The organism is Onishia niordana, from assembly GCF_004798965.1.
GTDB lineage: Bacteria > Pseudomonadota > Gammaproteobacteria > Pseudomonadales > Halomonadaceae > Onishia > Onishia niordana.
On sequence record NZ_SDSD01000004.1, the window covers coordinates 186,832 to 209,898 of the forward strand.

The window sequence follows — 23,067 nt, forward strand, 5'->3', positions numbered from 1 at the left end:
TGCTTCGTGTTGTTACGACGGTCATTACTTCAGTCATAACAACAATCGTTACTACGGCTGCGTAGCCTGGTGGTGCCTCGGCATCTTTTATCAACGCCCTGGACAGCTACCTGAGCGTCGCACCCTGTTACCCATTCCCCTGAAGAGAATAATATCAATGCGTTTCAAGTCCTTACGCTCCTTCGTCACCTTATTGGTGGGGGGCTGTATCCTAATCGTGGTCGCCGCGCTGGTGAGCTATGCGATGATCGCCAACTCCCGTTCCCAGGCCCTCGTCGAGGACCGCACCAGCGAACTACTACGCGATAACGCTCGCGAGCGGCTGATGGCATTGGCCGAGGCCCAGAGTCAGGATATCCAGCGCCGGCTTGAACGGGCCCTGCTGCTGGCCGAACAGCTTGCTGATACCAATGCCCTGATGGGCCAGCGCGACGCAGAGGGTCAGGCGAAATTGGTGCTTGGGCGTCATGAGCTGTCCAATCTGACTCGCGACCTGGTGGCCCAGAATCCCGATCTGCTGGATGCCTTCATCGGCTGGGAGCCCAATGCGTTTGGTTCTGATGCGGTATTCGAAGGCAAGACCGACGAGGGCTACGACGGCAGTGGCCGTTTCATGCCCTGGTGGTATCGCAGTGGCGAGGGCCAGATCGAGGTATTGCCGCTGGGCGGTAGCATGGAGAGTGAGGAGCGCAACGCCGAGGGCATTCGTGCGGGTGAGTATTATCTTTGCCCGAAGGAAACCAAACGTGCCTGTATCATCGACCCGCATTACTACGACTATGGCGACGAGCGCTACCTGGTAACCTCCTTTAACGCGCCTATCCTCGTTGACGGCGATTATCGCGGTGTTGCCGGTGTCGATCTCGACGTGGAGTTCCTTCAGGGCCTGCTGGACGAGGCCAATGCCGGACTTTACTCAGGTGCCGGTGAGATGACCTTGGTGGGATCCCGTGGGGTGTTGGCAGGTGCCACGGCCAACGCCAAGACCGATGGGCTGGGCAAGCTTGCCGATGAGGTGCTCGGTGATGACATGAACCAGCGGCTCGAGGCGGCCCGCGAGGCCGGCGAGGCGATCTTCGCTTTTGATGAGGTGCAAGAGCGCTTCGAGGTGACCTGGCCCTTCACTATCGGTGGCACCGATGAAACCTGGGTGTTGTCGATGCGTCTTCCCGAGCAGGCGGTCATGGCGGGACTCATCGACCTGCGTGGCCAGCTTGCCGATCAACGCGAAGCGGACCTGCTCGGCATGCTCCTGATGGGCCTGGTCATTGCCGTGCTCGGTCTACTGGCAAGCTACCTGGTCGGGGGGAGCATCGCTCGACCGCTTCGCCAGCTCGCCGAGCGCATGGGTGACATCGCCTCCGGCGAAGGTGACCTGACCGCCCGCCTGCCGGTCCGGGGGCGCAACGAGACGGCCGAATTGGCGACCCAGTTCAATGCGTTTGTCGAAAAGATGAACAATGTGCTGCTCGACGTGCGGGACAGCAGCGAGTCGGTGCGCATTGCCGCCACCGAGATCGCCGATGGCGGTCAGGATCTCTCACGGCGGACCGAGAACGCCGCCTCTAGCCTGCAAGAAACCTCGGCCTCGATGGAAGAGATCACCAGCACGGTTGCGCATACCGCCGAGTCCTCACGGCAGGCCAATACGTTAGCCGCATCGGCATCTGATGTCGCGCGCCGCGGCGGTCAGGCGGTCGGCCAGGTGGTCGACACCATGCAGGGCATTCGCGATTCGTCGGCGCAGATCAGCGAGATCGTCAATGTCATGGATGGCATCGCCTTCCAGACCAATCTGTTGGCGCTGAACGCCTCGGTGGAGGCGGCGCGGGCCGGGGAGCAGGGTCGTGGCTTCGCCGTAGTGGCCGGTGAGGTGCGCCAGCTGGCCTCGCGCAGTGCCGAGGCCGCCAAGCAGATCAAGGGCCTGATCGAGACCTCCAGCGCCCGCACCGAAGAGGGCGCGGCCCAGGTGCGCGCCGCCGGCGAGACCATGGAAGAGATCGTGCAGAGTGTTACCCGGGTTACCGACGTGCTGGGCGAGATCACTGCTGCTACCGGCGAGCAGAGCGATGGCATTGGCCAGGTCAATGTGGCCGTGTCCGAACTGGATCGCATGACGCAGCAGAACGCCGCCCTGGTTGAGGAATCGACGACCGCTGCCGAGCAGCTGAAGGATCAGGCGGATCGGTTGAGCGAAGTAGTGGCCGGCTTCACCTTGCGTGATAACAGCGAGCGGCCGGCGTTGGCATCGACGCCAGCTCCGGCTCCGGCGTCGCCCAGGCGCCTGGAGCACGCCTGATCGGCGTCTGCTTCAGGGCGTGAGCGGCAGGGGAATCTCATCGCTACGCTGGATGCCGGCGGTCATCTGCCGGCATAGCTTGAGGTATTCCCGTATGCCGGTCGTCAGGTACTTGTGCCGGTGCCAGATGAAGGAGAACTGACGGCGCAGGTCCAGGTCCGGGGTGGCCAGTGGCACGAGGCTACCCCGGCGGAAGGCGTCGCGCACGGCCAGGCGCGATACGCAGCCGATGCCTAGGCCGGATTCGACCGCCCGCTTGATGCCCTCGGTGTGCTCCAGTTCCAGCAGAATGTTGAAGCGCCCGCGTCGATGACGGGCGGCGTGTTCAAGCGTCAGGCGAGTACCCGACCCCGGTTCCCGCATGATCCAGTCTTCGCGCAGCAGGCGGCTCATGTCCAGCGCGCTGCTTCCCGCCAGATGATGATGGGGCGCGCAGAACACCACCAGTTCGTCCTCTACCCAGGGCTGCATGACCAGCGACTCGTGCTGGCAGTCGCCCTCGATCAACCCCAGATCCAGCTCATGATGGGCCACCCGCTCGGTGATACTGCGGGTGTTGCCCACCTGTAAGCGTACCCGGCTATCAGGATGTGCCTTGAGGAAGTCGCTGATCAAGAGGGTGGCCAGATAGTTGCCGATGGTAAGCGTCGCGCCGACATCCAGCGAACCGATGCCGCGCTGGCCGCGTAGCAGCTCCTCGATCTCTTCACCGCGGTCGAGCAGCGCCACCGCCTTGGGCAGCAGCTGGAAGCCCAGAGCGTTGAGTTTCAGCCGCTTGCCGACCCGGTCCAGCAGCTGACAGTCGAATTGGCGCTCGAGCTCTGAAAGGGCGGTGCTGGCCGCCGATTGCGACAGCGCCAGCTCCCGAGCGGCCTGGGAGACACTCTCATGCTGAGCGACGGCGACGAAGACTTCTAGCTGGCGCAGGGTATAGCGCATGATCACACTCCGAAGGTTTGTATCGATATTATAGATAAGTGTTATCCATACAAACCATTTAACAGATAGATCGTCGGTGCTTAGAATCCACCTATTGATCTTATCGGCGACGTTATTTCTTTCGGGAATATGCGCCTTGAACAGTTAAGGAGTCGGTCGTGAGCAAGTTTGCCCTGGAAGAAGTCTTAAGCGTCCATCACTGGAACGATACCCTGTTCAGCTTCAAGACCACCCGCGAACGCAGCCTGCGCTTCAAGAACGGCCAATTCGTAATGATCGGTCTCGAAGTAGAAGGCAAGCCGCTGATGCGTGCCTACTCGATCGCCAGCCCCAACTACGAGGATCACCTCGAGTTCTTCAGCATCAAGGTGCCCGACGGCCCGCTGACATCGCGCCTGCAGCACCTTGAGGTCGGCGATCAGATCATGGTCAGCCGTAAGCCCACCGGCACCCTGGTCACCGACGACCTGCTGCCGGGCCGCAATCTCTATCTGCTCTCCACCGGCACCGGCCTTGCGCCCTTCATGAGCCTGATTCAGGACCCGGAGGCCTACGAGCGCTTCGAGAAGATCGTGCTGATCCACGGTGTGCGCTCTGTCAGCGAACTGGCCTACGCCGACTTCATCACCAAGGAACTGCCGGCGCACGAATATCTGGGTGAGGAAATCGCCGAGAAACTGGTCTATTACCCGACAGTGACCCGCGAGGAGTTCCACACTCAAGGGCGCCTGACCGACCATATTCGTAGCGGCAAGCTCGCCGAGGATACTGGCCTGCCACCGCTCGACCCCAAGCAGGATCGCGCCATGATCTGCGGCAGCCCGGCGATGCTTGATGAGTCCAGCGCCCTGCTCGACGATCTGGGCTTCAAGATCTCGCCGCGCCTGGGCGAGCCCGGCGACTACGTGATCGAGCGCGCCTTCGTCGAGAAATAAGCCTTAGCAACAAGGCCGATAAGACGTGGGCAGTGCGTAACTCGCAAGAAGCCCGCTAGGCTCGAAGCCCCATTGGCGTCTCGAGCCTAGATCGTAAAAAACCCCGTCCGGTCAGCCCGGCGGGGTTTTTGCTGTCAGGACGACAAGGCCGAAGCCTATTGCGTTAGACGGCGTCCTTGTCGGTTTCGCCGGTGCGGATGCGACGGTGCGGCGTTCCGCTTACCTGCTCCAGCGGGGAGACGAAGATCTTGCCATCGCCGATCTTGCTGCCTGTATGAGCGCGACCTGGGCTTGAGCCGCCGGTAACTCTTCCCGCGTTAGACGGCGTCCTTGTCGGTTTCGCCGGTGCGGATGCGAATTACCTGCTCTAGCGGGGAGACGAAGATCTTGCCATCGCCGATCTTGCCGGTGTTGGCGACCTGAGTAATGGAATCAATCACCTGCTCGGCCATGGCGTCTTCCACTGCCACTTCGAGTTTCACCTTGGGCAGGAAGTCGACCACATACTCGGCGCCACGGTAGAGCTCGGTATGCCCCTTCTGGCGGCCGAAGCCCTTCACCTCGGTGACGGTGATGCCCTGCACGCCAATCTCGGAAAGCGATTCCCGTACGTCGTCGAGCTTGAACGGCTTGATGATGGCGGTCACCAGCTTCATGGTCATTCTCCTTGTGTTCGTTGGTCGGGGCGACGCGATTCCTGGACCGGAGTGACGCGACATCATATCCCGCAAGTATTCCCCTAAGCATACACCGCACCGAGCGGGAATAAAAAAGGCCCCCGTTAGGGGGCCAGGGGAGCACGCCAGCTCACTCGGTATATCGCCTCATTTTTTGGCGACGTTGAATTCGGGGTAGGCTTCCAGGCCACACTCTGCAAGGTCGACGCCTTCGTATTCTTCTTCTTCGCTGACCCGCACGCCCATGATGGCCTTGAGGATCAGCCACACCACCAGGCTTGCCAGGAAGACCCAGGCGAAGATGCCGGCGATGCCGATGATCTGAGCGTCAAAGGAAGCACCGTCATTGGAGAGCGGCACGGCCAGGACGCCCCAGATGCCGACTACACCATGCACCGAGATGGCACCGACCGGGTCATCGAGCTTCAGCTTGTCGAGGCTGACGATGGCCAGCACCACGATCAGGCCACCGATGGCGCCGATGAGAGTAGCGCCCAGTGCCGAGGGAGACAGGGGATCGGCCGTGATGGCGACCAGCCCAGCCAGTGCACCGTTCAGCGCCATGGTCAGGTCCGCCTTGCGGAACCACAGCTTGGCCAGGATCAGTGCGGCGATCACGCCGCCGGCCGCCGCAGCGTTGGTGTTGACGAACACCTGAGCCACATTGTTGGCCGACGTGGCGTCAGACAGTTTCAGTTCCGAGCCACCGTTGAAGCCGAACCAGCCCATCCACAGGATGAAGGTACCCAGGGTAGCCAGCGGCATGTTGGCGCCGGGGATGGCGTAGATGCTGCCATCCTTGCCGTACTTGCCCTTACGCGGGCCCAGCACGAGCACTCCCGCGAGTGCTGCGGCTGCACCGGCCAGGTGCACGATGCCGGAACCGGCATAGTCGGAATAACCGACCTCGGCAAGCCAGCCACCACCCCAGGTCCAGTAGCCGGACACCGGGTAGATAAAGCCGGTCATGACCACCGCAAAGGCCAGGAAGGCCCACAGTTTCATGCGCTCGGCCACGGCACCGGAGACGATGGACATGGCCGTTGCCACGAACACGACCTGGAAGAAGAAGTCAGAACGCATCGAGTAGTAGGGCGCGTCGTCACCGCCGCCGGTGATGGCGTCCATGGTGTTTTCGCCGCCGATCAGGAAACCCAGGTTCGGCAGGATGCCGCCACCGTTGCCGGAATACATGATGTAGTAACCGATCACCAAGTACATGGTGCAGGCAATCGCAAACAGCGCGACGTTCTTGGTCAGGATCTCGGCGGTGTTCTTGGAACGGACCAGGCCAGCTTCAAGCATCGCAAAGCCAGCGGCCATCCACATCACCAGCACGCCGCAGATGAGGAAGTAGAAGGTATCGAGCGCGTAAGTCAGCTCTGAAAGTTCGGTCATGGGGTACTCTCCTGGGCCAGCGTGCCCTAGTGTCATTGTTACGCTGACGGTGGTACTCGCGTTATGGGTTAGTTTGTTGCAAGGAGCCCTGCGTCGGGTTCTGGACGAATCAGACGGCGTCGGCACCGCGTTCGCCGGTACGGATGCGGATGACATCCTCCAGCGGGGTGACAAACAGCTTGCCGTCTCCGATCTTGCCGCTGTTGGCCGCGTTGCGGATGGCCTCGAGAACGCTTTCGAGCCGTGAATCGTCGACGGCGATCTCGACTTTCACCTTGGGCAGGAAGTCGACCACATACTCCGCGCCGCGATAGAGCTCGGTGTGGCCCTTCTGGCGGCCGAAGCCTTTGACTTCGGTAACCGTGATGCCCTGAACGCCGTTGTCGGCCAGCGCCTCACGAACATCGTCTAGCTTGAACGGCTTGATGATGGCAGTGATGAGTTTCATTCCGTGTCTCCCACTGAAAGGGGTTGTCGGTGGCGTGCTTGTTTTGGTGGTGCTTGAGGATTGTTAAGCGCATAGCATGCCAATGAATATAAAATCCCTTTAAATCATAAGGATGTTGAGGGTTTTTCTGGCCTTTGCAAGATGGTTTTGCAGCGCAGCATGGATTGCTGCACTAATCTGGTGCTTACGCATCGCGACGATGCGCCGAGAGGGTGCGCTGAGAGATGATGCTTACAGAGACGCACAGGGCATGCGCGATTGCCATGCCTTGCGTATCCTGTAACCAGTGATCGATATTGACCGTAAGGAGTGCGACCCATGGTGACGAACGACCGTATCAGCCGTCTGGCCCAGCAGCTCGGTGAGCGCCTGCAGGGTGCCTCCCACGCGCCCGAGGAGCTGCAGCGCAACGTGCAGCAGGTGGTCAAAGGGGCTTTCGACCGCATGGAGCTGGTGACCCGCGAGGACTTCGACATCCTAATGGACGTGCTGCAACGCACCCGTTCGCGCGTCGAGTCGCTGGAGAAGCAGGTCGCGGCCCTTGAAGCCGCCATCGATCAAGATGCCCCAGCGTCTGTCGAAACGCCTTTAGCCGCCGAAGCCGCGGACGTTGCTCCGCAAGCGCTGGATGAGTCGCCGGCGGACGAAGAAACCTCGAGTGTCGATCAAGCGGCTGAGCCCTCCGCCGATAAGAAGGCACCTGGTCAGCACTGAATTAGCGCTGCCTTTGCACGTGTCAGCGACAGGGGACCGTGTCCTGCGCTAGTGTCTAGGTGACGACACTGAGCTACGCAAGGAACGCGTATGACACTGGCGATCATCTCGAGCCGAGCAAGCCTCGGCCTCGAAGCCCCGGAAGTGCAGGTTGAAGTGCATCTGGCCAACGGCCTGCCGGGCCTGACCCTGGTGGGCCTGCCGGAGACCGCGGTCAAGGAAAGCCGTGAACGGGTGCGCAGCGCCCTGGTCAATTCCAACCTCGAATTTCCCAACACCCGCCGCATCACCCTGAATCTGGCTCCTGCCGACCTGCCCAAGGAAGGCGGGCGCTTCGATTTGCCGATTGCGCTGGGCATCCTGGTGGCCTCGGGCCAGGTGCCCGCCGAGTCCCTCAACGATCTGGAATGTGTTGGCGAGTTGGCTCTGGATGGCCGACTGCGCCCGGTGCCCGGTGTGTTGCCGGTGGCTTCTGCCGGCGGGCATAACCTCCTAATGTCATGCTTGTGGGGTCCAACCGCATCGTTATTTGCTATTAGGGACTGTCATTCGGCTATGTGAGTGCTACCTTATTTGATATGATTTAAACTTTATGAAAAATATTTCTTATTGTCAGGGGCGCTGATGAGCAACTATAAGTCTGGCGGGCGGAGTGTTGCTGCATGGTGTAAGCTACGGGAGAGTAGTAATAATAATCATGGAAGCAAGATGCAGCTTCACTTTAATTATTGGAGAGTTGGGTCTTCAATCCCACAGCACCCAGATGAAAGAGGTATAGGATATGATTTAAAGAGATATGCCTCTGCAGCCTACAAGAAAATTAGGCCTAAGCGCCATGCGGAAAAGTCAGACTTTCTTGATATTGGGGTTATGGTAACCCCCTTTGATGACTTAAAAGATGTAGAAGGTATATGCATATATCTTCCGGTGCCTCTCGACGCTGAGGATATTAAAGACCTTGGGCCTCTTTTTAAAAATACCAATGTCGCTACGGGTATCTTTAATGAACGGCTAGAAGTTCGCCAAGAATCGAGTAGGCGAGTTGAGCTTGGTAACCAAGAAGGCCAGTTCTGCAGAGTTCATAATTTTTCAACTTCTAATAATGGTTGTATTGATGATCAATATCTAAAAGTTGAGCCTTACAAAGGTGGCACAAAGCTCACCATTACCAGTGCGGCAATTCAAGCAGCTCATCGAGAAATAAATAAACAGAAGTGGATTTATTTCAGGTTTCGTGTCTTTATAAATAATTCTGGAAGGAATAGTTTTGTAAAAACCATTAGGCCAGAAGATAAGTTTATTCTTAGCGGATTTCATGCAACAGAGTATGTTGATTTTCGGCTTAACGAGGCAAGGAATCTTCCACCTGAAGTAGAAGAGCTTATGGAAGATGCTGAAGAAACGGGGGTTGTGCCTATTGTTCGGATTGACTTTCTCTTGGTTCTCCGTGTCGGTGCGGATCTAGATGGAGGGCATACAAACTATCATAAGTCTCGACTTCTTGAGCGGGAATTGTGGCTAGACTATGTGCCCGATGGTGGAAGTGATGCACTTCAAGAAGGTATGGTCATATATCATTGGCGAGAAAAGAAAGATAGTGGAAGTGAGGTCGGCTTTCAACCATCAAAGCCTAAGCGGCCCTTGCGAAAATCGCGAAGAAGTAGTCCCGAAGATAGCACTGCGCAAGAAGTGCTATCGAAAAGAGATGCCGGGATTAAAGAGTTTAATGCTTTTGTTAAGCTAAATATACGTGTGAGCAACTGGAAGACGGTTGCGCTATCTTTGTCGATAATTGTCATTTTAGGTGCTGCCGGTAGCTATTTTGGAAGCTTGATAACCAGTTATTTAAGCAGTTCTGTCGACCACCAGGATGTTTACTTATTTACTATAATGCCTAAGTAAGGTGGAAGTAAAGTATCTCTCGACAAGGGTTGGCTTATGTGGTATAATAAGATATGTTTATAGTCTAATTTATATCCCTTTGAGGCGTTAAGTTAACAAATGAAATTTAGTAGTCTATTGATTGAAAGAACTTAATATTGAGTACATGGAACACAAGCCTAGGAGTAGAGTCTTGTCCAACCAGTAAGACCATAGGAGTCTGGATGGTTGGCAGTACAGGGGGGAGAAGGCATGGAAAATATATTAATGGCATGTGAGCAAAATGAATGGAATAAAGCGGGAATCGTAGGTTATCCGTTTGATCTTCAGTCTAAAGAGGTTGAAGTTCTTAGCTTTATTTTGCCTCTTTCTCATGACTATCCTTGTATTGAGTCATGGTATATAGAGAAAGTAGTTCCTGGTTTACGAAACGGGACAAGAAAGATTGAAAGAGTTGAGCGAAATGGGAAGTTGGTAGCGCTTGGTATTGCTAAGCATGAGGAGGGAGAGAAAAAGATTTGTACCGTACGTGTGTTGCCCGAGTATTTTGGGCGAGGCATGGGCGTGCGAGTTTTTGAATCTTTGATGTCTTGGCTTGGCACAGACTTACCGCACGCCACCGTCAGTGAAGATAAGCTGCCGGCTTTTGATAAGTTGTTCACAAAAATGGGGTACAATCTGACGTCTACAGAAAGCGGATTGTACCGGGAAGGGAAAGTTGAGTATAAATTTAATGAGACGATAAGTTTTCCCCCTAGGCTTTCATGACCCCTCTCCTTTCAGTGTGGGGTCATAAAGTCCAGAGCCTCTGAGAGGCTCCTAGATGAAGCCTCTTCAATTACTTGAAGGGGCTTATTTCTTTCGGTTGAGATTTTTTTAGCATATTCTACGACGCTATTTTGTTCTTCCGCTATCTCCACAGGACTGGAGACAGACCTTTTTCGGCTATTGTCGTTAATTTTTCTAAAGTAAATTTTTTCGGGGTTGTCAGTAACAATAATAATTCCGTCTGGAGACAATATGTTTATTGCCTCCTCTGGTATTTTTTTTCCGCCAATTATTAAGTGTCCATCAAGAAGAAAAACCTCTTTTCTGCTTTTTATAAATTCTTCCCGGATTTTTTTCGCAAGTCCTGCTTGGTCTTGATCTTCTCCGTCAACTAGTTCGGCAAACTTGCTGGCTTGTACATGCGAGGTAGAGTTGTTGTTCTTTGCATATTTACTGCAAAGAGTTGACTTTCCTACACCTGAAACGCCTGCGACTAGAATTAATTTTTTTCTCATTCCGCTTCCTCCAGTAAAGGAGTCTCTTTTTCTTTTATCCATCGCCAAGATACTGGTGGTGTGAAATTGTACTTATCTCTTAAATAATCTAGTTTTAGCGGTTGTGTTCGTTGCGGGGAAGACATGAAGATGGCGTTTCCAGATTTTTTATTTGAAAAGTATTCGGAAAAATCATTCTTTGAAACGAAGGAGAGCTCCATGGTCTCATTCCAAAGATTTGTGATATTATCATGTTTAACCTTTTCAATCTTTACCTTTCCGATGATGGCGCTCTTGGGGGAAGAAGCATATATCAATGCAGTTTCTATATCACTGTGTTGGGGTGTGAAGGATTTTCTCAGTTCTACGGTCTTATCGCCACCTAGGATCTTTTCAGCCCAACGTGGTTTTATGCTAATAATGATGGATTTTTTATGTGACATTTTTATCTCAGCCGCTTGGGTGATGCCAAGCCTAAGCTTACGGGGTAAGCGGTGAATAGGCAATGGTAAGGGCAGTCCTGATGTGTGGTATCCGCGCAGCTCAATCGGCCATGATGCCCGATGTAGAGCCATCTACAGGGTGTTGGTTTGTTCTTGGTGGCAGGTGAGCGTTGGGGAGTGAATATGCGCATGGTAAGTCTTTTATAACATCAGCTGTTTTTAATATCGATTGGTTTACTATCGATATTGATGATATCAAATATATTTTTTTACCTGCCGTCTTTTGAAGCCCTCCTTCGAGTTAGTGTCAATTACTGCCCCTTTAGGGAAGTAGAGGGCGCATCAGACATTTCCACTCTCTTAGAGGGGGGCCAAGCCCACCCACGGAGAAGAGTACCTTAAGTTGATTGCGTCCATGCAGGGCTCCCTACTAACCGATGACTCGTAGGAGCCTCTATGCATCGAGCTAGTGGTCAGCACATGCCGTCACCATCCATGACATCACACACCACACACCACCTATCCAATCACGCATCAATGGAACTACTCACCGGCCAACTGTCGGGCTTTGCTTTTTGTGTGCCCGGTTGGAAGCACCATGGTAATGGGCTGGTGTGAGGCTCAGCCGGTTGAATGATCCCACTTATGAGGAAAAAACGGTCACGTATAACGCCATCGTAACTGTCCGCTACAATAACGGAATAGCCTGTTCGACCCAAAGCATCTTCATCCCAGAGGAAGGTGAAGTGGTTGATGTAGATATTAGCACTGGTGAGGTCCTCTACAAGCGCCTAGTGCCTCTTGAGGATCACACTCCATACCGTCAACGTCATCTCTACGAGTGCCGCCCGCGCCTAGGCGCCTTGTTGGCCTTGAGGGACTGTAAACGATGGATGAACCGCCGGTGGACGAAGACGCCCCGAGTGCCGACAAAGCGGCTGAGCCTTCCGCCGATAAGAAGGCACCTGGTCAGCACTGAATTAGCGCTGCCTTTGCACGTGTCAGCGACAGGGGGCCGTGTCCTGCGCTAGTGTCTAGGTGACGACACTGAGCTACGCAAGGAACGCGTATGACACTGGCGATCATCTCGAGCCGAGCAAGCCTCGGCCTCGAAGCCCCGGAAGTGCAGGTTGAAGTGCATCTGGCCAACGGCCTGCCGGGCCTGACCCTGGTGGGCCTGCCGGAGACCGCGGTCAAGGAAAGCCGTGAACGGGTGCGCAGTGCCTTGGTCAATTCCAACCTCGAGTTTCCCAACACCCGCCGCATCACCCTGAATCTGGCGCCCGCCGACCTGCCCAAGGAGGGCGGGCGCTTCGATTTGCCGATTGCGCTGGGCATCCTGGTGGCCTCCGGCCAGGTGCCCGCCGAGTCCCTCCACGATCTGGAATGTGTGGGCGAGCTGGCTCTGGACGGTCGCCTGCGCCCGGTGCCCGGTGTGCTACCGGTGGCGCTGGCCACCCGGGCTCGAGGCCGTAAACTCATTGTGCCGAGCGCCAACGCCGACGAGGCGGCACTTGCCGGCGGTCTTGAAGTACTGCCCGCCGATCATCTGCTCGAGGTGGTGGCGCATCTGGTGAAGCAGACAGCGCTGACGCCTCATCGCCTGTCGACGCCCCTGCCGCCGGCGGTGATTAGCGCCGACCTCTCCGAGGTGCGTGGCCAGCACCAGGCGCGCCGTGCTCTCGAGGTGGCTGCTGCCGGCGGGCATAATCTCCTGTTCGCTGGGCCTCCCGGCACTGGCAAGACGATGCTTGCCAGCCGGCTGCCGGGCATCCTGCCGGCGCTTTCCGAGGATGAGGCACTGGAAGTGGCGTCGATCCGCTCGGTATGTGGCCTTGGCCTTCGCGATCAGTGGGGGCAGCGGCCCTTTCGCGCGCCTCATCACACGGCAAGTGCCGTGGCGCTGGTGGGGGGTGGTTCCCGGCCGCGTCCCGGTGAGATTTCGCTTGCCCATCACGGTGTCTTGTTTCTGGATGAGCTGCCGGAATTTTCCCGCCATGTGCTCGAGGTGATGCGCGAGCCGATGGAATCCGGGCAGATTCATATCGCCAGGGCCAGCCAGCAGCGTACCTACCCGGCGGGATTCCAGCTGGTGGCGGCCATGAACCCGTGCCCCTGTGGCTACCTCGGTGACCCGCGCCGGGCTTGTCACTGTACTGCCACGCAGATTCAGCGCTATCAGGGGCGACTGTCCGGCCCGCTACTCGATCGTATCGACCTACAGGTCGAGGTCCCGGCGCTGGCCCCGGAGCAGCTGACCTCACAGGAGACCGGTGAGGATTCGGCCACGGTACGAGAGCGGGTGATGGCTGCCCGCGCCCGCCAGGCCGAGCGGGGCGCGCTCAATACCCATCTGCCGGGTCGCGAGCTTGAGGCCGCCTGCGCCCTTGAGGCCGCCGATCGGGCCTGGCTTGCGACCGTGCTCGAGCGGCTGTCGCTCTCGGCGCGGGCCTATCACCGGGTGCTACGGGTGGCACTGACGCTCGCCGATCTGGCCGGCGAGCCCCGCCCCGGCCGCGCCGAACTGATGGAGGCGATCGGCTTTCGCCAACTCGACCGGTTGTTGAAACGGGGGTAACGCATGGCGGAGCTCCGGGCCCAAGCCCCGTGGCGCATGGCGTCTCAGGCTTGGGCCAGCGCTTTTTCCAGTGCGGCCAGGCGGCCGGGCAGCAGGGCATCCTCGACGGCACTGATGCGCAGGATATGACCAAGGGCCGGATGCGGCGGGCGATGAATCAGACTGCCGGCGGCCAGCAGATCACCATGTGCCTTTGCGGCAAGCTCGGCGTCGGGCAGGCGCACGGCGATGAAGTTGGTGGCGCTGGGTAGCACGTCGGCGCCGAGTCCGCGCAGATGGGTGGCCAGGCGTTCACGCCGGCCAATCACCGCCTCGATATGCTCGCGTGTCTCGTCCGGGTGGTCGAGCAGCGTCTCGGCGGCGGCTTCGGCAAGCGACGACACCGCATAGTGGATGCGTACCTTCATCAGCATCTCATGAGATTCAGTATCGACCAGGGCATAGCCAATGCGCAGCCCGGCGAGGCCGTGAGCCTTGGAGAAGGTGCGCACGCGAATCACACCGGGCAGCACGGCATGGCTCGGCGCATCGGGGCGGAAGTCGTGATAGGCCTCGTCGAGCAGCAGGGTGCAGCTATCAGGCAAGGCGTCACGCAGCGCGGCGATCGCTGCGTCGTTGTGCACATGCCCGCCCGGGTTGTCGGGGTTGGCCAGATAGACTAACCGTGCCTCTTCGCGATTGGCGGCCTCGGCCAGGGCCCCAAGATCCGGGGCCAGCAGCCCCGGTGCTTGCTGGTAGTGGGTCTCGACGATTCGGCAGCCCTGACCGGCGGCGAAGTAGCTAAACGTCGGGTAGCTGCCGGCGCTGGTTACCACCGTGGTGCCGGCGGGGGCCACGGCGCGCAGCGAAAGGGCCAGCAGGCTATCGGCACCGGCATCCACCAGCAGATGCTCAAGCTCAACATTGAGCGCCGCGGCGAGTCGCGTGCGCACGCCCATGGCTTCGGCGTCGCCATAGCCGCGAGCGAGATCGCTGAGTGCCGCGCCGAAGCGCGCCTCAAGCGCCCGGTGGGGCATGTCCAGGCCCTCGTTGGACCCCAGGCGGTGGGGAATCTCGCGGCCCAGGCGGCGCTCCAGCGCCTTGATGCCAGGGAAGGGGTTGTCGGGGCCATCGCGGTAAAGGTGATCGGCAAAGCGTGGCATGGGGGCTCTCCTTGCAAGCGATAGGACGATTGTCGCGCCCGGCGATGGATCGACTCAACTGTGATGCGCAGCAAGCCAGCACCGTGGGGGAGTCGTGTTTGGCGGCTGCGCCTAGAGGGCGTCGGTGTCGAAGGCGCCGCTCACCACTCGCTGCCACAGGATCTCTTCATTGCCGGGGCGACGCAGCGACAGGGTCAGTCGGTAGGGCAGCAGGTCGCGATCCGACAGGGTCAACATGGCACCATCGGTTTCGAGCCGGCTCTTCATCAGCCAGAGATTGCCGTTGTCGGGGGAGCGCGAGGCCATCTCCGGCACCCAGTCGAGTACCTGCGGGCCCTGTGGAGACGCCAGTAGCGCCCGCGTCAGGCTCTCGCCGAAGCGCTCCGGGGTAATGCCGAGATTGTCATCGACCTGCGGTTTTTCCAGCAGCATCACGATGTCCTGCTCAGCGCTGGTGGTGGTCTGGGACCAGGCCGGCTGGTTCAGTACCAGGGCAGCGGCGCGATCACTCAGCCCCAGCAGCGCCTGGCGCAAGGTGTCGGGGGCTTCAGGGGTGCTGGCGCAGCCGGCAAGCATCACAAGCATGATTAACAGCGCCAGGCATGTCGGATGCGAGGCGACGGCGAGGTGCCCACTTCGGCAGTTTTTGGGCTGCTGGCGGCATGTCGCATCGTTCATGATAAGGGTTCCTGCGTCACGGCAGGGCGCGTTTCAAACTGGGCCAGGAAACGCTCGAGTTCGGCAAACATGCTCTCTCGGATGGCTTCGGCTTCGTTGACCAGATGGTGACGGGCCTCGGGGTGACGATGGACGATGGCGCGCGGAAACTTGCCGCGCAGGACCTCGAGATTCCACTGCCAGTCGACGGTCAGGTCCTGCTCGCCCTGCAGGATCAGCACCGGTAGCTCACTCGGGGGCAGTGCCAGCAGGCGAGGCATCCAGCGGCGCATGGCATTGATCCAGCTTACCGGCAGTCGACTGGGCTGCAGCGGGTCGCTTTCCTTGAGGAAGGTCGTGAAGTCGCTGTCGGTGGAGTTGGGATTGAAGCGCCGCGGCAGGCTGCGCAGGAAAGGGCCGGCGAGCAAGTGTAGCCAGCTCGATTGTGACCAGCCGAAGGGGCGGACCAGCGGCGCCAGAAGGGCGAGGCCTGCCCAGGGGCTTTCCGGTCCCTGACGCAGCGCATCGGTGGCAAGAATGGCCGCGCCGGTGCTCTGGCCAATGCCCACCCAGGGGCCAGGCGCCAGGCCGCGTAGGTGAAGGTGATCCTGCAGCGCGCGCAGGCAGTGACCGTAATCGTCGAAGTCCTCGATGGTCGCTCGCGGGCCACTCGACAGGCCATGACCGGGCAGGTCCCAGAGCACGACCCGCCAGCCGCGCTCAAGCAGCAGCGCCAGCAGGTGGCGGTAAAGGCCGAGATGATCGAAATAGCCGTGAACGACGAAGGCCGTGCCCTTAGGCTCAGGAGGGCTCCAGACCTGCGCCCAGAGACGGAAGTTGCCGGCTTCGATAAAGCCCACATGCAGGCCGACCCTGTCGGCAAGCAGCGGTGATAGCTGATAATGCTCGAGATAACGGCCGAGAGTCCCGGCATGGGGGCCGCCGGAGTGCTCCATCGGCCCTAGCGCCTGCAGTGATGCAAAGTCGGTCATCAGTCTCTCCCTAGTGCTCACATGCTAGCGCTCACGAAGGGGACAAGCCATATTTGTAAACGATGGTTCTCATCATTTGGTCGAGGAATTGACGACGCCTGGTGCAAGATGGGATAGAATCGAGCCATAAGCATTATGGAATTAATTTCCAAAAATACTCTTGCCGACGAAGAGGGCCTTCGCCGCGGCGAGGCTGGCCGCCTGGTCAGTGTGCATCAGGAGATATCAATGGTTGAACGAGTTACCCGCCACCGCCTGCAGGTGGCCCGCGAGTTAGACAGTTTCATTACCGACCAGGCGTTGCCGGGCAGTGGTATCGAGGCCGAAGCGTTTTGGTCTGGCGTCGACGCCCTCTTGGCGGATCTGACGCCACGCAACCAGGAACTGCTCGCCGAGCGCGAACGCTTGCAGCAGGCACTCGACGCCTGGCACCGGGAACATCCTGGTCCGGTGCGCGACATGTCCGCCTACCGCGCCTTTCTCAAGGAAATCGGCTACCTGGTCGAGGCACCGAAGACTGTTACCACCACCACGGCCAATACCGACCGCGAGATCGCGGTGCAGGCGGGCCCTCAGCTGGTAGTGCCGGTCAGCAACGCGCGTTATGCCCTGAACGCCGCCAATGCTCGCTGGGGGAGCCTTTATGATGCGCTCTACGGCACCGATGTGATCAGCGAGGAAGACGGCGCCGAGAAGGGCACCAGTTACAACCCCAAGCGTGGAGCCAAGGTGGTGGCCTATGCGCGCGGCGTGCTCGACCGTGCCGCGCCACTGGCGACCGGCTCGCATCGCGATGCCGTCGGCTATTTCCTGCGCGACGGCCATCTGCTGGTGCGCCTCGACGGCGGTCGCGAGACCGGCCTCAAGGACCCGGGCAAGCTGGTCGGTTATCAGGGCGAGGCGAGCGCGCCCAGCGCTATCCTGATGGCCAACCACGGCCTGCATCTGGAGCTTGCCTTCGACAGCAGTCATCCGATTGGCAAGACCGATCCGGCCGGCGTCAAGGACCTGGTCGTCGAGGCTGCCCTGAGCACCATCATGGATTGTGAGGACTCCGTGGCCGCGGTGGATGCCGACGACAAGGTCGGCGTCTATCGCAATTGGCTGGGCCTGATGCGCGGCGATCTTGAAGAGAAGCTCGACAAGGGCGGCAAGACCGTCACCCGTCGCCTCAATGCCGATCGTGACTATCTGGCGCCTGACGGCAGCTCGCTGCGCCTGCATGGTCGCTCGCTGATGCTGGTGCGCAACGTCGGCCACCTGATGACTACCCCGGCGATCCTCGACGCCGAGGGCAACGAAGTGCCGGAAGGCATCCTCGATGCCGTGGTGACCGGCCTGCTTTCGCTGCACGACTTGAAGAAGGCCGACGGCGAGGCGCGTAACTCGCGCAGCGGCTCGGTCTATATCGTCAAGCCGAAGATGCATGGCCCGACTGAAGTCGCCTTTGCAAGCGAGCTGTTCTCGCGGGTCGAGGACATGCTGGGCATGGCACGGGATACGCTGAAGATGGGCATCATGGATGAGGAGCGCCGCACCTCGGTGAACCTCAAGGCCTGCATCCACGAGGCCGCCTCCAGGGTCGCGTTCATCAACACCGGCTTTTTGGATCGTACCGGCGATGAGATGCATACGGCCATGGAAGCCGGGCCGATGATTCGCAAGGGCGACATGAAGGGCAGCGACTGGATTGGCGCCTACGAGACCAACAACGTCCAGGTCGGCCTGGCCTGCGGTTTACGCGGTCGCGCCCAGATCGGCAAGGGCATGTGGGCGATGCCGGATCGGATGGCGGCCATGCTCGAGCAGAAAGTGGGTCACCCCAAGGCCGGTGCCAATACCGCCTGGGTGCCATCCCCTACCGCTGCCGTGCTGCACGCGCTGCATTATCATCAGGTTGATGTGAACGCCGTTCAGCATGAGCTGGAAGACAAGGGGGAGACCGATCTTCTGGACGATCTGTTGACCGTGCCGGTCACGGAGACGCCCGACTGGTCCGACGAGGATATTCAGCAGGAGCTCGACAACAACTGCCAGGGTATCCTGGGGTACGTGGTGCGCTGGGTCGAACACGGCACCGGTTGCTCCAAGGTGCCGGATATCCACAACATCGGCCTGATGGAAGATCGCGCCACCTTGCGCATCTCCAGTCAGCATATTGCCAACTGGCTGCACCATGGAGTGGTAAGCGCCGAGCGCGTCCAGGAGACGCTTGAGCGCATGGCCCGTGTGGTCGACGAGCAGAATGCCGGCGACGCCGACTACACGGCGATGAGCGCCGAATTTGCCGCGTCCAGTGCCTTTCAGGCCGCCTGTGATCTGGTCTTCAAGGGCCGGGTGCAGCCCGCCGGCTACACCGAGCCATTGCTGCACCACTGGCGTGCCGTGCACAAGGCCAAGGTCGCGCACTGACGTCGATGTCGGCTGGCCCTCAAGCCCTGAACCAAGGCGCAGTCATGGCCGGGTCAGGGCTTGTCAGTGGAGTGCAGCTTGATCGATAGCCTCAAGGCCCCGGAACTCAGCTTTCGGGGCCTTTTTCGTGGTTGCCTGGTTAGGCTCGAGCGGGTATCCATGAGGGCTCTCGCCATGCTGGGCGCGCCGCCTGCCGATGGGCTATCTTGGGCCCAACCTCGTATATGCTAAGAATGCCTCACAGGAACGTCTCACAGGAACATCTTGCTGCAGGGAGCCCGCCATGACCGTGATGACCGCCGCCGCCATCGAAGAATTTCTCGATGACGCCTTTCCCCACCGACAGGGCACCATCGAAGGCGTCGATGAGATGCGTGCCACCATGAGCCTTGCCATCGAGGATGAACACTTGCGCCCCGGGGCCAGTGTCTCAGGCCCGAGCATCATGGGGCTTGCCGATGTTTGCCTGTATGTGGCGATACTGGCTCAGATCGGGCCCGAGGCGATGGCGGTGACTACCGATTTCAACTGCCACTTCCTGCGCCGTGCCCGGGGCGATCGCGATCTGATCGCCAACGCCCGCCTCTTGAAGCTCGGGCGGCGATTGGCCGTCGGCGAGGTCGAACTCTACTCCGCCGGTGACGAGCAGCCGGTGGCTCTCGTGACGGCGACCTATGCGTTACCCGATAGCGACTAGGCGTCCTGACCCGTCGCCAACGCTCGTTGTTACTGGCTGCGTCGCACTCCTAGGCTCGCCAGGCGCTATAGACCAGTGCCAGCCAGCCAACAATCAGGCAGAGCCCACCGAGCGGGGTGATCATGCCAAGCAGCGATATGCCACTGAGCGCCAGGGCATACAGCGAGCCCGAAAAGAGCAACGTGCCCAGCGCCCACAGCCGGAGGACTGCCAGTTGCCCGGCGCGAGGCAGGCTCGATCGCCACGCCAGCACGCCGAGTATCGCCAGGGTGTGCCAGGCCTGGTAGCGCACGCCTGTCTCGAAGGCCGCCAGCAGCCTGGGCGCTAGTGCGTCGCCCAGGGCATGCGCGCCGAAGGCCCCGGCCATCACGGTCAGCGCACCGCTGCCGGCCGCCGTCATCCACCATCCTCTGTCTTGCATGCCGCTCTCCTGTTGAGTGGGGCCCGCGGGGCTCGATCATGCTCGCCGCAGGCGGTGCGATGCGCTAATTACCGTACCCCGGGCGCCGCGAACAGGCTACAATATGCCCCCTTTTCCAGCCTGTCGGGAGGATGCCATGCAGATACAGCTCAATGGCGATACCAAGCAGCTCGCGGGCGAGACGACCGTCGGCGAACTGGTCGTTGCCCTGGACCTTGCTGGGCGACGCATCGCCGTCGAGGTCAACGAAGAGATCGTGCCCCGCAGCCAGCACGATGCCATCCGGCTTGCCGAAGGCGACCGCGTCGAGATCGTGCATGCCATCGGCGGCGGCTAGGGAAAGGAGATAGCGCCTTCGCCGCCGCGTGCCACACCGAGGAGATAAGATGTCTGAACGTATCGAGGATCAACCGCTGACGATCGCCGGCCGCGAGTTTACCTCGCGCCTGCTGGTCGGTACCGGCAAGTATCGTGACTTCGACGAGGCGTCCCGCGCGATCGCGGCCAGTGCCGCCGAGATCGTCACCTTCGCGGTGCGACGCACCAACCTGGGGCAGGACGCCGACGAGCCCAATCTGCTCGACGTGATTCCGCCCAGCCGCTATACCCTGCTGCCCAACACGGCAGGCTGCTACACGGCACGTGACGCGGTACGCACCTGCAAGCTCGCCCGCGAACTGCTCGACGGCCACAAGCTGGTCAAGCTCGAGGTGCTCGGCGACGACGGCACGCTCTATCCCAATGTGGTCGAGACGTTGAAGGCCGCCGAGGAACTGCTGGCCGATGGCTTCGATGTCATGGTCTATACCAGCGATGACCCTATCGTTGCCCGGGAGCTCGAGCGCATGGGCTGCTGTGCGATCATGCCCCTGGGCTCGTTGATCGGTTCCGGCCATGGCATCCAGAATCCTCACAACCTGCGCCTGATCGTCGAGCAGAGCCAGGTGCCCGTGCTGGTGGATGCCGGTATCGGCACGGCGTCGGACGCGGCGCTGGCCATGGAGCTTGGCTGTGATGCCGTGCTGATGAACTCGGCGATTGCCCATGCCCGCGATCCTGAAGGCATGGCCAATGCCATGCGCAAGGCCGTGGAAGCCGGACGTGAGGCCTTCCTGGCGGGTCGCATGCCGCGCCGCCAGAGTGCCGAGCCGTCCTCGCCCTTCGCCGGGCGTATCAACGGTTGATCGCCGCCTTGCATTGATGACTGCCTTTTATTGACCACCGGATAGCCGATTGCCGCCGATGAACGATGACCGCACCCCGACGCCTGACACCGCCTCTGCCGTAAAGGCGGATGACGCCGATTCTGCCTCTGACGCGACGTCTGAGGCACCACCTGGGTCACTGGACGACCAGGCGCCGCAAGCGCCGGCTGAGCAAGCGGGCGCCACTGACGACGAGGCCGCGCCGCTGCATCGCCGTGGCATCAAGAGCTATGTGCTGCGGGCCGGGCGCATGACCCAGGCGCAGACCCGCGGCCTCGAGGAGGTCTGGCCGCGGCTGGGCCTGACGCTTGACGATGGCCCCCAGGAGCCCGCGAGCCTGTTCGGGCGTCAGGCGCCCCTGGTGGTGGAGATCGGCTTTGGTATGGGCGGCTCGCTGATTGAGCAGGCCGAGACCCACCCCGAGACCGACTTCATCGGCATCGAGGTGCACGCACCGGGTGTGGGCAAGTTGCTGGATGAGGCCGACAAGCGCGGGCTCACCAACCTCCGTGTTTACCGCGAGGATGCGCTTAGAGTGCTTGATGAGTGCCTTCCCGATGCAAGCCTTGATCGCCTGCAGTTGTTCTTCCCCGACCCCTGGCCGAAGAAGAAACATCACAAGCGCCGCATCGTTCAGCCGGCCTTCGTCGAGCTGGTGCGTCGCTGTCTGAAGCCCGGCGGCACGCTGCACATGGCGACCGACTGGGAAGCGTATGCCGAGTGGATGGCGGAGGTGATGACAACCGCGCCGGGTTATCGCAACACCGCCCCCGCCGAGAGCGCGCCCTACGTATCGCGCCCCGATTTCCGGCCGCTGACCAAGTTCGAGGCACGCGGCGAACGGCTGGGCCACGGCGTATGGGACCTGATCTTCGCCCGCGACGCCTGAGCATCGCCTAGCGGGTGAGCGCCCGTATGGAGTATTTCCTGGTCAGTGTTCTCACTCGCCAGGCAAGCCTCTTGCTGAGCGTGTGGCCGCGTTCCGGCGCGTTTGCCAGCGCCAGACCTGAGGGCGATCAGTACGCCGATGGTGGCCACTGCCATGCCCAGTGCGCCGAGTTGCCCTGGCAGTTCGTCAAAGAGTAGGGCGGTGAAGCCCATGGTCACCGCGGGCGTCAGATAGATCAGCGTCGATAGCCGCGCCACCCCCAGACGACCCAGTCCCACCACGAAGAAGCCGTAGCCGCCGAAGGTGGCGAGCCCTATCAGCCAGGCCATCACCGAGAGTGTCTCGGCATCCAGCGCCGGTGGCGCCACGGAGCCGCCACTGGCAAGCGCCGCGGCGAAGAAGACCAGCGTGGCCGCCGCCAACTGCGCGCTCAGGCGAGCCATCAGCGGCAGTTTAACGGCCGGTGCCGAGGTCATGACGCTGCCAAGCGTCACCGCAGCTACCGCCACGACCGGCAAGGCATAGGCCCAGACCGGGGCGCCGCCCACTCCTTGAACGTCATCCAGCACGCAGAGACCAGCCCCCAGGGTCGCCACGCCCATGCCGACCCAGCGACCGCGGCCATTGGCCTCGCCGAGCCACCAGGCGGCAAGCCCGGCGGCCGCCAGCGGCTGCAGGGCGCCCACCAGCGAGGCCACGCCGGCACTGACGCCTTGTTCCACGGCGACCAGCATGGCCAACAGATAAAGTCCCACGGTCAGGCTGCCGATGGCCGCCTCACGGCCCAGCGCCCGCCACGCGAGCTGTTCCCGCAGCTTTTGCGGCCCTGCCTGTGCAGCCCAGATCAGGGTTGCGATGAGGGTTGCCAGGGCGAACCGCCAGGCGTAAAGCGACAGCACCGGCGTGTCGATGGCCACGGCAAGGCGGCTGCCAACGAAACCGCTGCTCCAGCACAGCACGAAGCCCGCCGCGATAGATAGCGTCCCCAATGGCAGGCGGTGGGGGAGTCCTGGTAGCGATGTGTGAAGTTGCATGATCTCTCCTAGCGCATTCTCACATTCCTGACAGCCGGTGGGTG

General features: G+C 60.2%; 22 protein-coding genes and 1 pseudogene. 12 read left to right on the forward strand and 11 right to left on the reverse strand.

Features of this window, described 5'->3' with window-relative positions:
• The first annotated feature begins 157 nt into the window (after positions 1–157).
• Positions 158–2,299, forward strand: coding sequence for a methyl-accepting chemotaxis protein (locus ETC27_RS09765; protein ID WP_136254804.1), 2,142 nt, complete (start codon positions 158–160; stop codon positions 2,297–2,299).
• A 12-nt stretch (positions 2,300–2,311) separates the two neighbouring features.
• Here ETC27_RS09765 and ETC27_RS09770 read toward each other — a convergent pair whose 3' ends face one another.
• The gene (locus ETC27_RS09770; protein ID WP_136254805.1) at positions 2,312–3,238 is read right to left on the reverse strand and encodes a LysR family transcriptional regulator; all 927 of its coding nucleotides are present in this window, start codon (positions 3,236–3,238) and stop codon (positions 2,312–2,314) included.
• Positions 3,239–3,396: 158 nt separating this feature from the next.
• On the opposite strand from ETC27_RS09770, the gene ETC27_RS09775 reads away from it, so the two are divergent.
• Entirely contained in the window at positions 3,397–4,173 is a 777-nt protein-coding gene (locus ETC27_RS09775; RefSeq protein WP_136254806.1) for a ferredoxin--NADP reductase, read from the forward strand.
• Positions 4,174–4,490: 317 nt separating this feature from the next.
• Here ETC27_RS09775 and glnK read toward each other — a convergent pair whose 3' ends face one another.
• From glnK to ETC27_RS09795, 3 genes are all read right to left on the reverse strand, one after another.
• Entirely contained in the window at positions 4,491–4,829 is a 339-nt protein-coding gene (gene glnK / locus ETC27_RS09785; protein ID WP_136254807.1) for a P-II family nitrogen regulator, read from the reverse strand.
• Between the two features lie 168 nt (positions 4,830–4,997).
• Complete coding sequence (locus tag ETC27_RS09790) at positions 4,998–6,248, reverse strand: ammonium transporter (RefSeq protein ID WP_136254808.1); 1,251 nt, start codon at positions 6,246–6,248, stop codon at positions 4,998–5,000.
• Between the two features lie 109 nt (positions 6,249–6,357).
• A complete protein-coding gene (locus tag ETC27_RS09795) occupies positions 6,358–6,696 on the reverse strand; it encodes a P-II family nitrogen regulator (RefSeq protein WP_092526622.1) in 339 nt (112 codons plus the stop codon).
• A gap of 318 nt (positions 6,697–7,014) precedes the next feature.
• Here ETC27_RS09795 and ETC27_RS09800 point away from each other — a divergent pair, with 318 nt between their 5' ends.
• From ETC27_RS09800 to ETC27_RS09815, 4 genes and pseudogenes are all read left to right on the forward strand, one after another.
• On the forward strand, positions 7,015–7,410 hold the full coding sequence (locus ETC27_RS09800; RefSeq protein WP_136254809.1) for an accessory factor UbiK family protein: 396 nt from the start codon (positions 7,015–7,017) through the stop codon (positions 7,408–7,410).
• Positions 7,411–7,500: 90 nt separating this feature from the next.
• Positions 7,501–7,887: pseudogene (locus ETC27_RS09805) on the forward strand (magnesium chelatase domain-containing protein); the annotation flags it as partial.
• 147 nt (positions 7,888–8,034) lie between these two features.
• Entirely contained in the window at positions 8,035–9,312 is a 1,278-nt protein-coding gene (locus ETC27_RS09810) for a hypothetical protein (RefSeq protein ID WP_136254810.1), read from the forward strand.
• Between the two features lie 231 nt (positions 9,313–9,543).
• Complete coding sequence (locus tag ETC27_RS09815) at positions 9,544–10,059, forward strand: GNAT family protein (protein ID WP_136254811.1); 516 nt, start codon at positions 9,544–9,546, stop codon at positions 10,057–10,059.
• 11 nt (positions 10,060–10,070) lie between these two features.
• Here the strand turns inward: ETC27_RS09815 and ETC27_RS09820 are convergent, their stop codons facing one another.
• Entirely contained in the window at positions 10,071–10,574 is a 504-nt protein-coding gene (locus tag ETC27_RS09820; protein ID WP_168709046.1) for an AAA family ATPase, read from the reverse strand.
• On the reverse strand, positions 10,571–11,059 hold the full coding sequence (locus ETC27_RS09825; protein ID WP_168709047.1) for an ASCH domain-containing protein: 489 nt from the start codon (positions 11,057–11,059) through the stop codon (positions 10,571–10,573). The genes ETC27_RS09820 and ETC27_RS09825 overlap by 4 nt, the downstream gene beginning before the upstream one ends.
• A gap of 1,006 nt (positions 11,060–12,065) precedes the next feature.
• On the opposite strand from ETC27_RS09825, the gene ETC27_RS09830 reads away from it, so the two are divergent.
• The gene (locus ETC27_RS09830) at positions 12,066–13,574 is read left to right on the forward strand and encodes a YifB family Mg chelatase-like AAA ATPase (RefSeq protein WP_136254814.1); all 1,509 of its coding nucleotides are present in this window, start codon (positions 12,066–12,068) and stop codon (positions 13,572–13,574) included.
• Positions 13,575–13,618: 44 nt separating this feature from the next.
• Here ETC27_RS09830 and ETC27_RS09835 read toward each other — a convergent pair whose 3' ends face one another.
• The 3 genes from ETC27_RS09835 to ETC27_RS09845 form a co-directional block, all read right to left on the reverse strand.
• On the reverse strand, positions 13,619–14,716 hold the full coding sequence (locus tag ETC27_RS09835; RefSeq protein WP_136254815.1) for an aminotransferase class I/II-fold pyridoxal phosphate-dependent enzyme: 1,098 nt from the start codon (positions 14,714–14,716) through the stop codon (positions 13,619–13,621).
• A 111-nt stretch (positions 14,717–14,827) separates the two neighbouring features.
• Positions 14,828–15,394 (reverse strand): hypothetical protein, encoded by a 567-nt coding sequence (locus tag ETC27_RS09840; RefSeq protein WP_240724870.1) that lies wholly within the window; start codon positions 15,392–15,394, stop codon positions 14,828–14,830.
• On the reverse strand, positions 15,391–16,365 hold the full coding sequence (locus ETC27_RS09845; protein ID WP_136254816.1) for an alpha/beta hydrolase: 975 nt from the start codon (positions 16,363–16,365) through the stop codon (positions 15,391–15,393). Before ETC27_RS09845 ends, ETC27_RS09840 begins: the two co-directional genes overlap by 4 nt.
• Before the next feature lie 228 nt (positions 16,366–16,593).
• Between ETC27_RS09845 and ETC27_RS09850 the strand changes: the two genes are divergently transcribed.
• On the forward strand, positions 16,594–18,777 hold the full coding sequence (locus ETC27_RS09850; protein ID WP_136254817.1) for a malate synthase G: 2,184 nt from the start codon (positions 16,594–16,596) through the stop codon (positions 18,775–18,777).
• Positions 18,778–19,060: 283 nt separating this feature from the next.
• Positions 19,061–19,474, forward strand: a complete 414-nt coding sequence (locus tag ETC27_RS09855; RefSeq protein WP_136254818.1) for a PaaI family thioesterase — start codon at positions 19,061–19,063, stop codon at positions 19,472–19,474.
• A 49-nt stretch (positions 19,475–19,523) separates the two neighbouring features.
• Here the strand turns inward: ETC27_RS09855 and ETC27_RS09860 are convergent, their stop codons facing one another.
• Positions 19,524–19,895 (reverse strand): DUF423 domain-containing protein, encoded by a 372-nt coding sequence (locus tag ETC27_RS09860; protein ID WP_136254819.1) that lies wholly within the window; start codon positions 19,893–19,895, stop codon positions 19,524–19,526.
• Between the two features lie 136 nt (positions 19,896–20,031).
• On the opposite strand from ETC27_RS09860, the gene thiS reads away from it, so the two are divergent.
• Genes thiS through trmB form a run of 3 tightly spaced genes read left to right on the forward strand, consistent with a single transcriptional unit; the run spans position 20,032 to position 21,989 of the window.
• Positions 20,032–20,232 (forward strand): sulfur carrier protein ThiS, encoded by a 201-nt coding sequence (gene thiS, locus ETC27_RS09865; protein ID WP_136254820.1) that lies wholly within the window; start codon positions 20,032–20,034, stop codon positions 20,230–20,232.
• A 49-nt stretch (positions 20,233–20,281) separates the two neighbouring features.
• Positions 20,282–21,079, forward strand: coding sequence for a thiazole synthase (locus tag ETC27_RS09870; RefSeq protein WP_136254821.1), 798 nt, complete (start codon positions 20,282–20,284; stop codon positions 21,077–21,079).
• Positions 21,080–21,137: 58 nt separating this feature from the next.
• Positions 21,138–21,989: a tRNA (guanosine(46)-N7)-methyltransferase TrmB gene (gene trmB, locus ETC27_RS09875; RefSeq protein WP_136254822.1), complete on the forward strand. Its 852-nt coding sequence runs from the start codon at positions 21,138–21,140 to the stop codon at positions 21,987–21,989.
• Here the strand turns inward: trmB and ETC27_RS09880 are convergent.
• Positions 21,887–23,023, reverse strand: coding sequence for a DMT family transporter (locus ETC27_RS09880; protein ID WP_240724871.1), 1,137 nt, complete (start codon positions 23,021–23,023; stop codon positions 21,887–21,889). The two genes, trmB and ETC27_RS09880, sit on opposite strands and share 103 nt — an antisense overlap.
• Between the last annotated feature and the right edge of the window lie 44 nt (positions 23,024–23,067).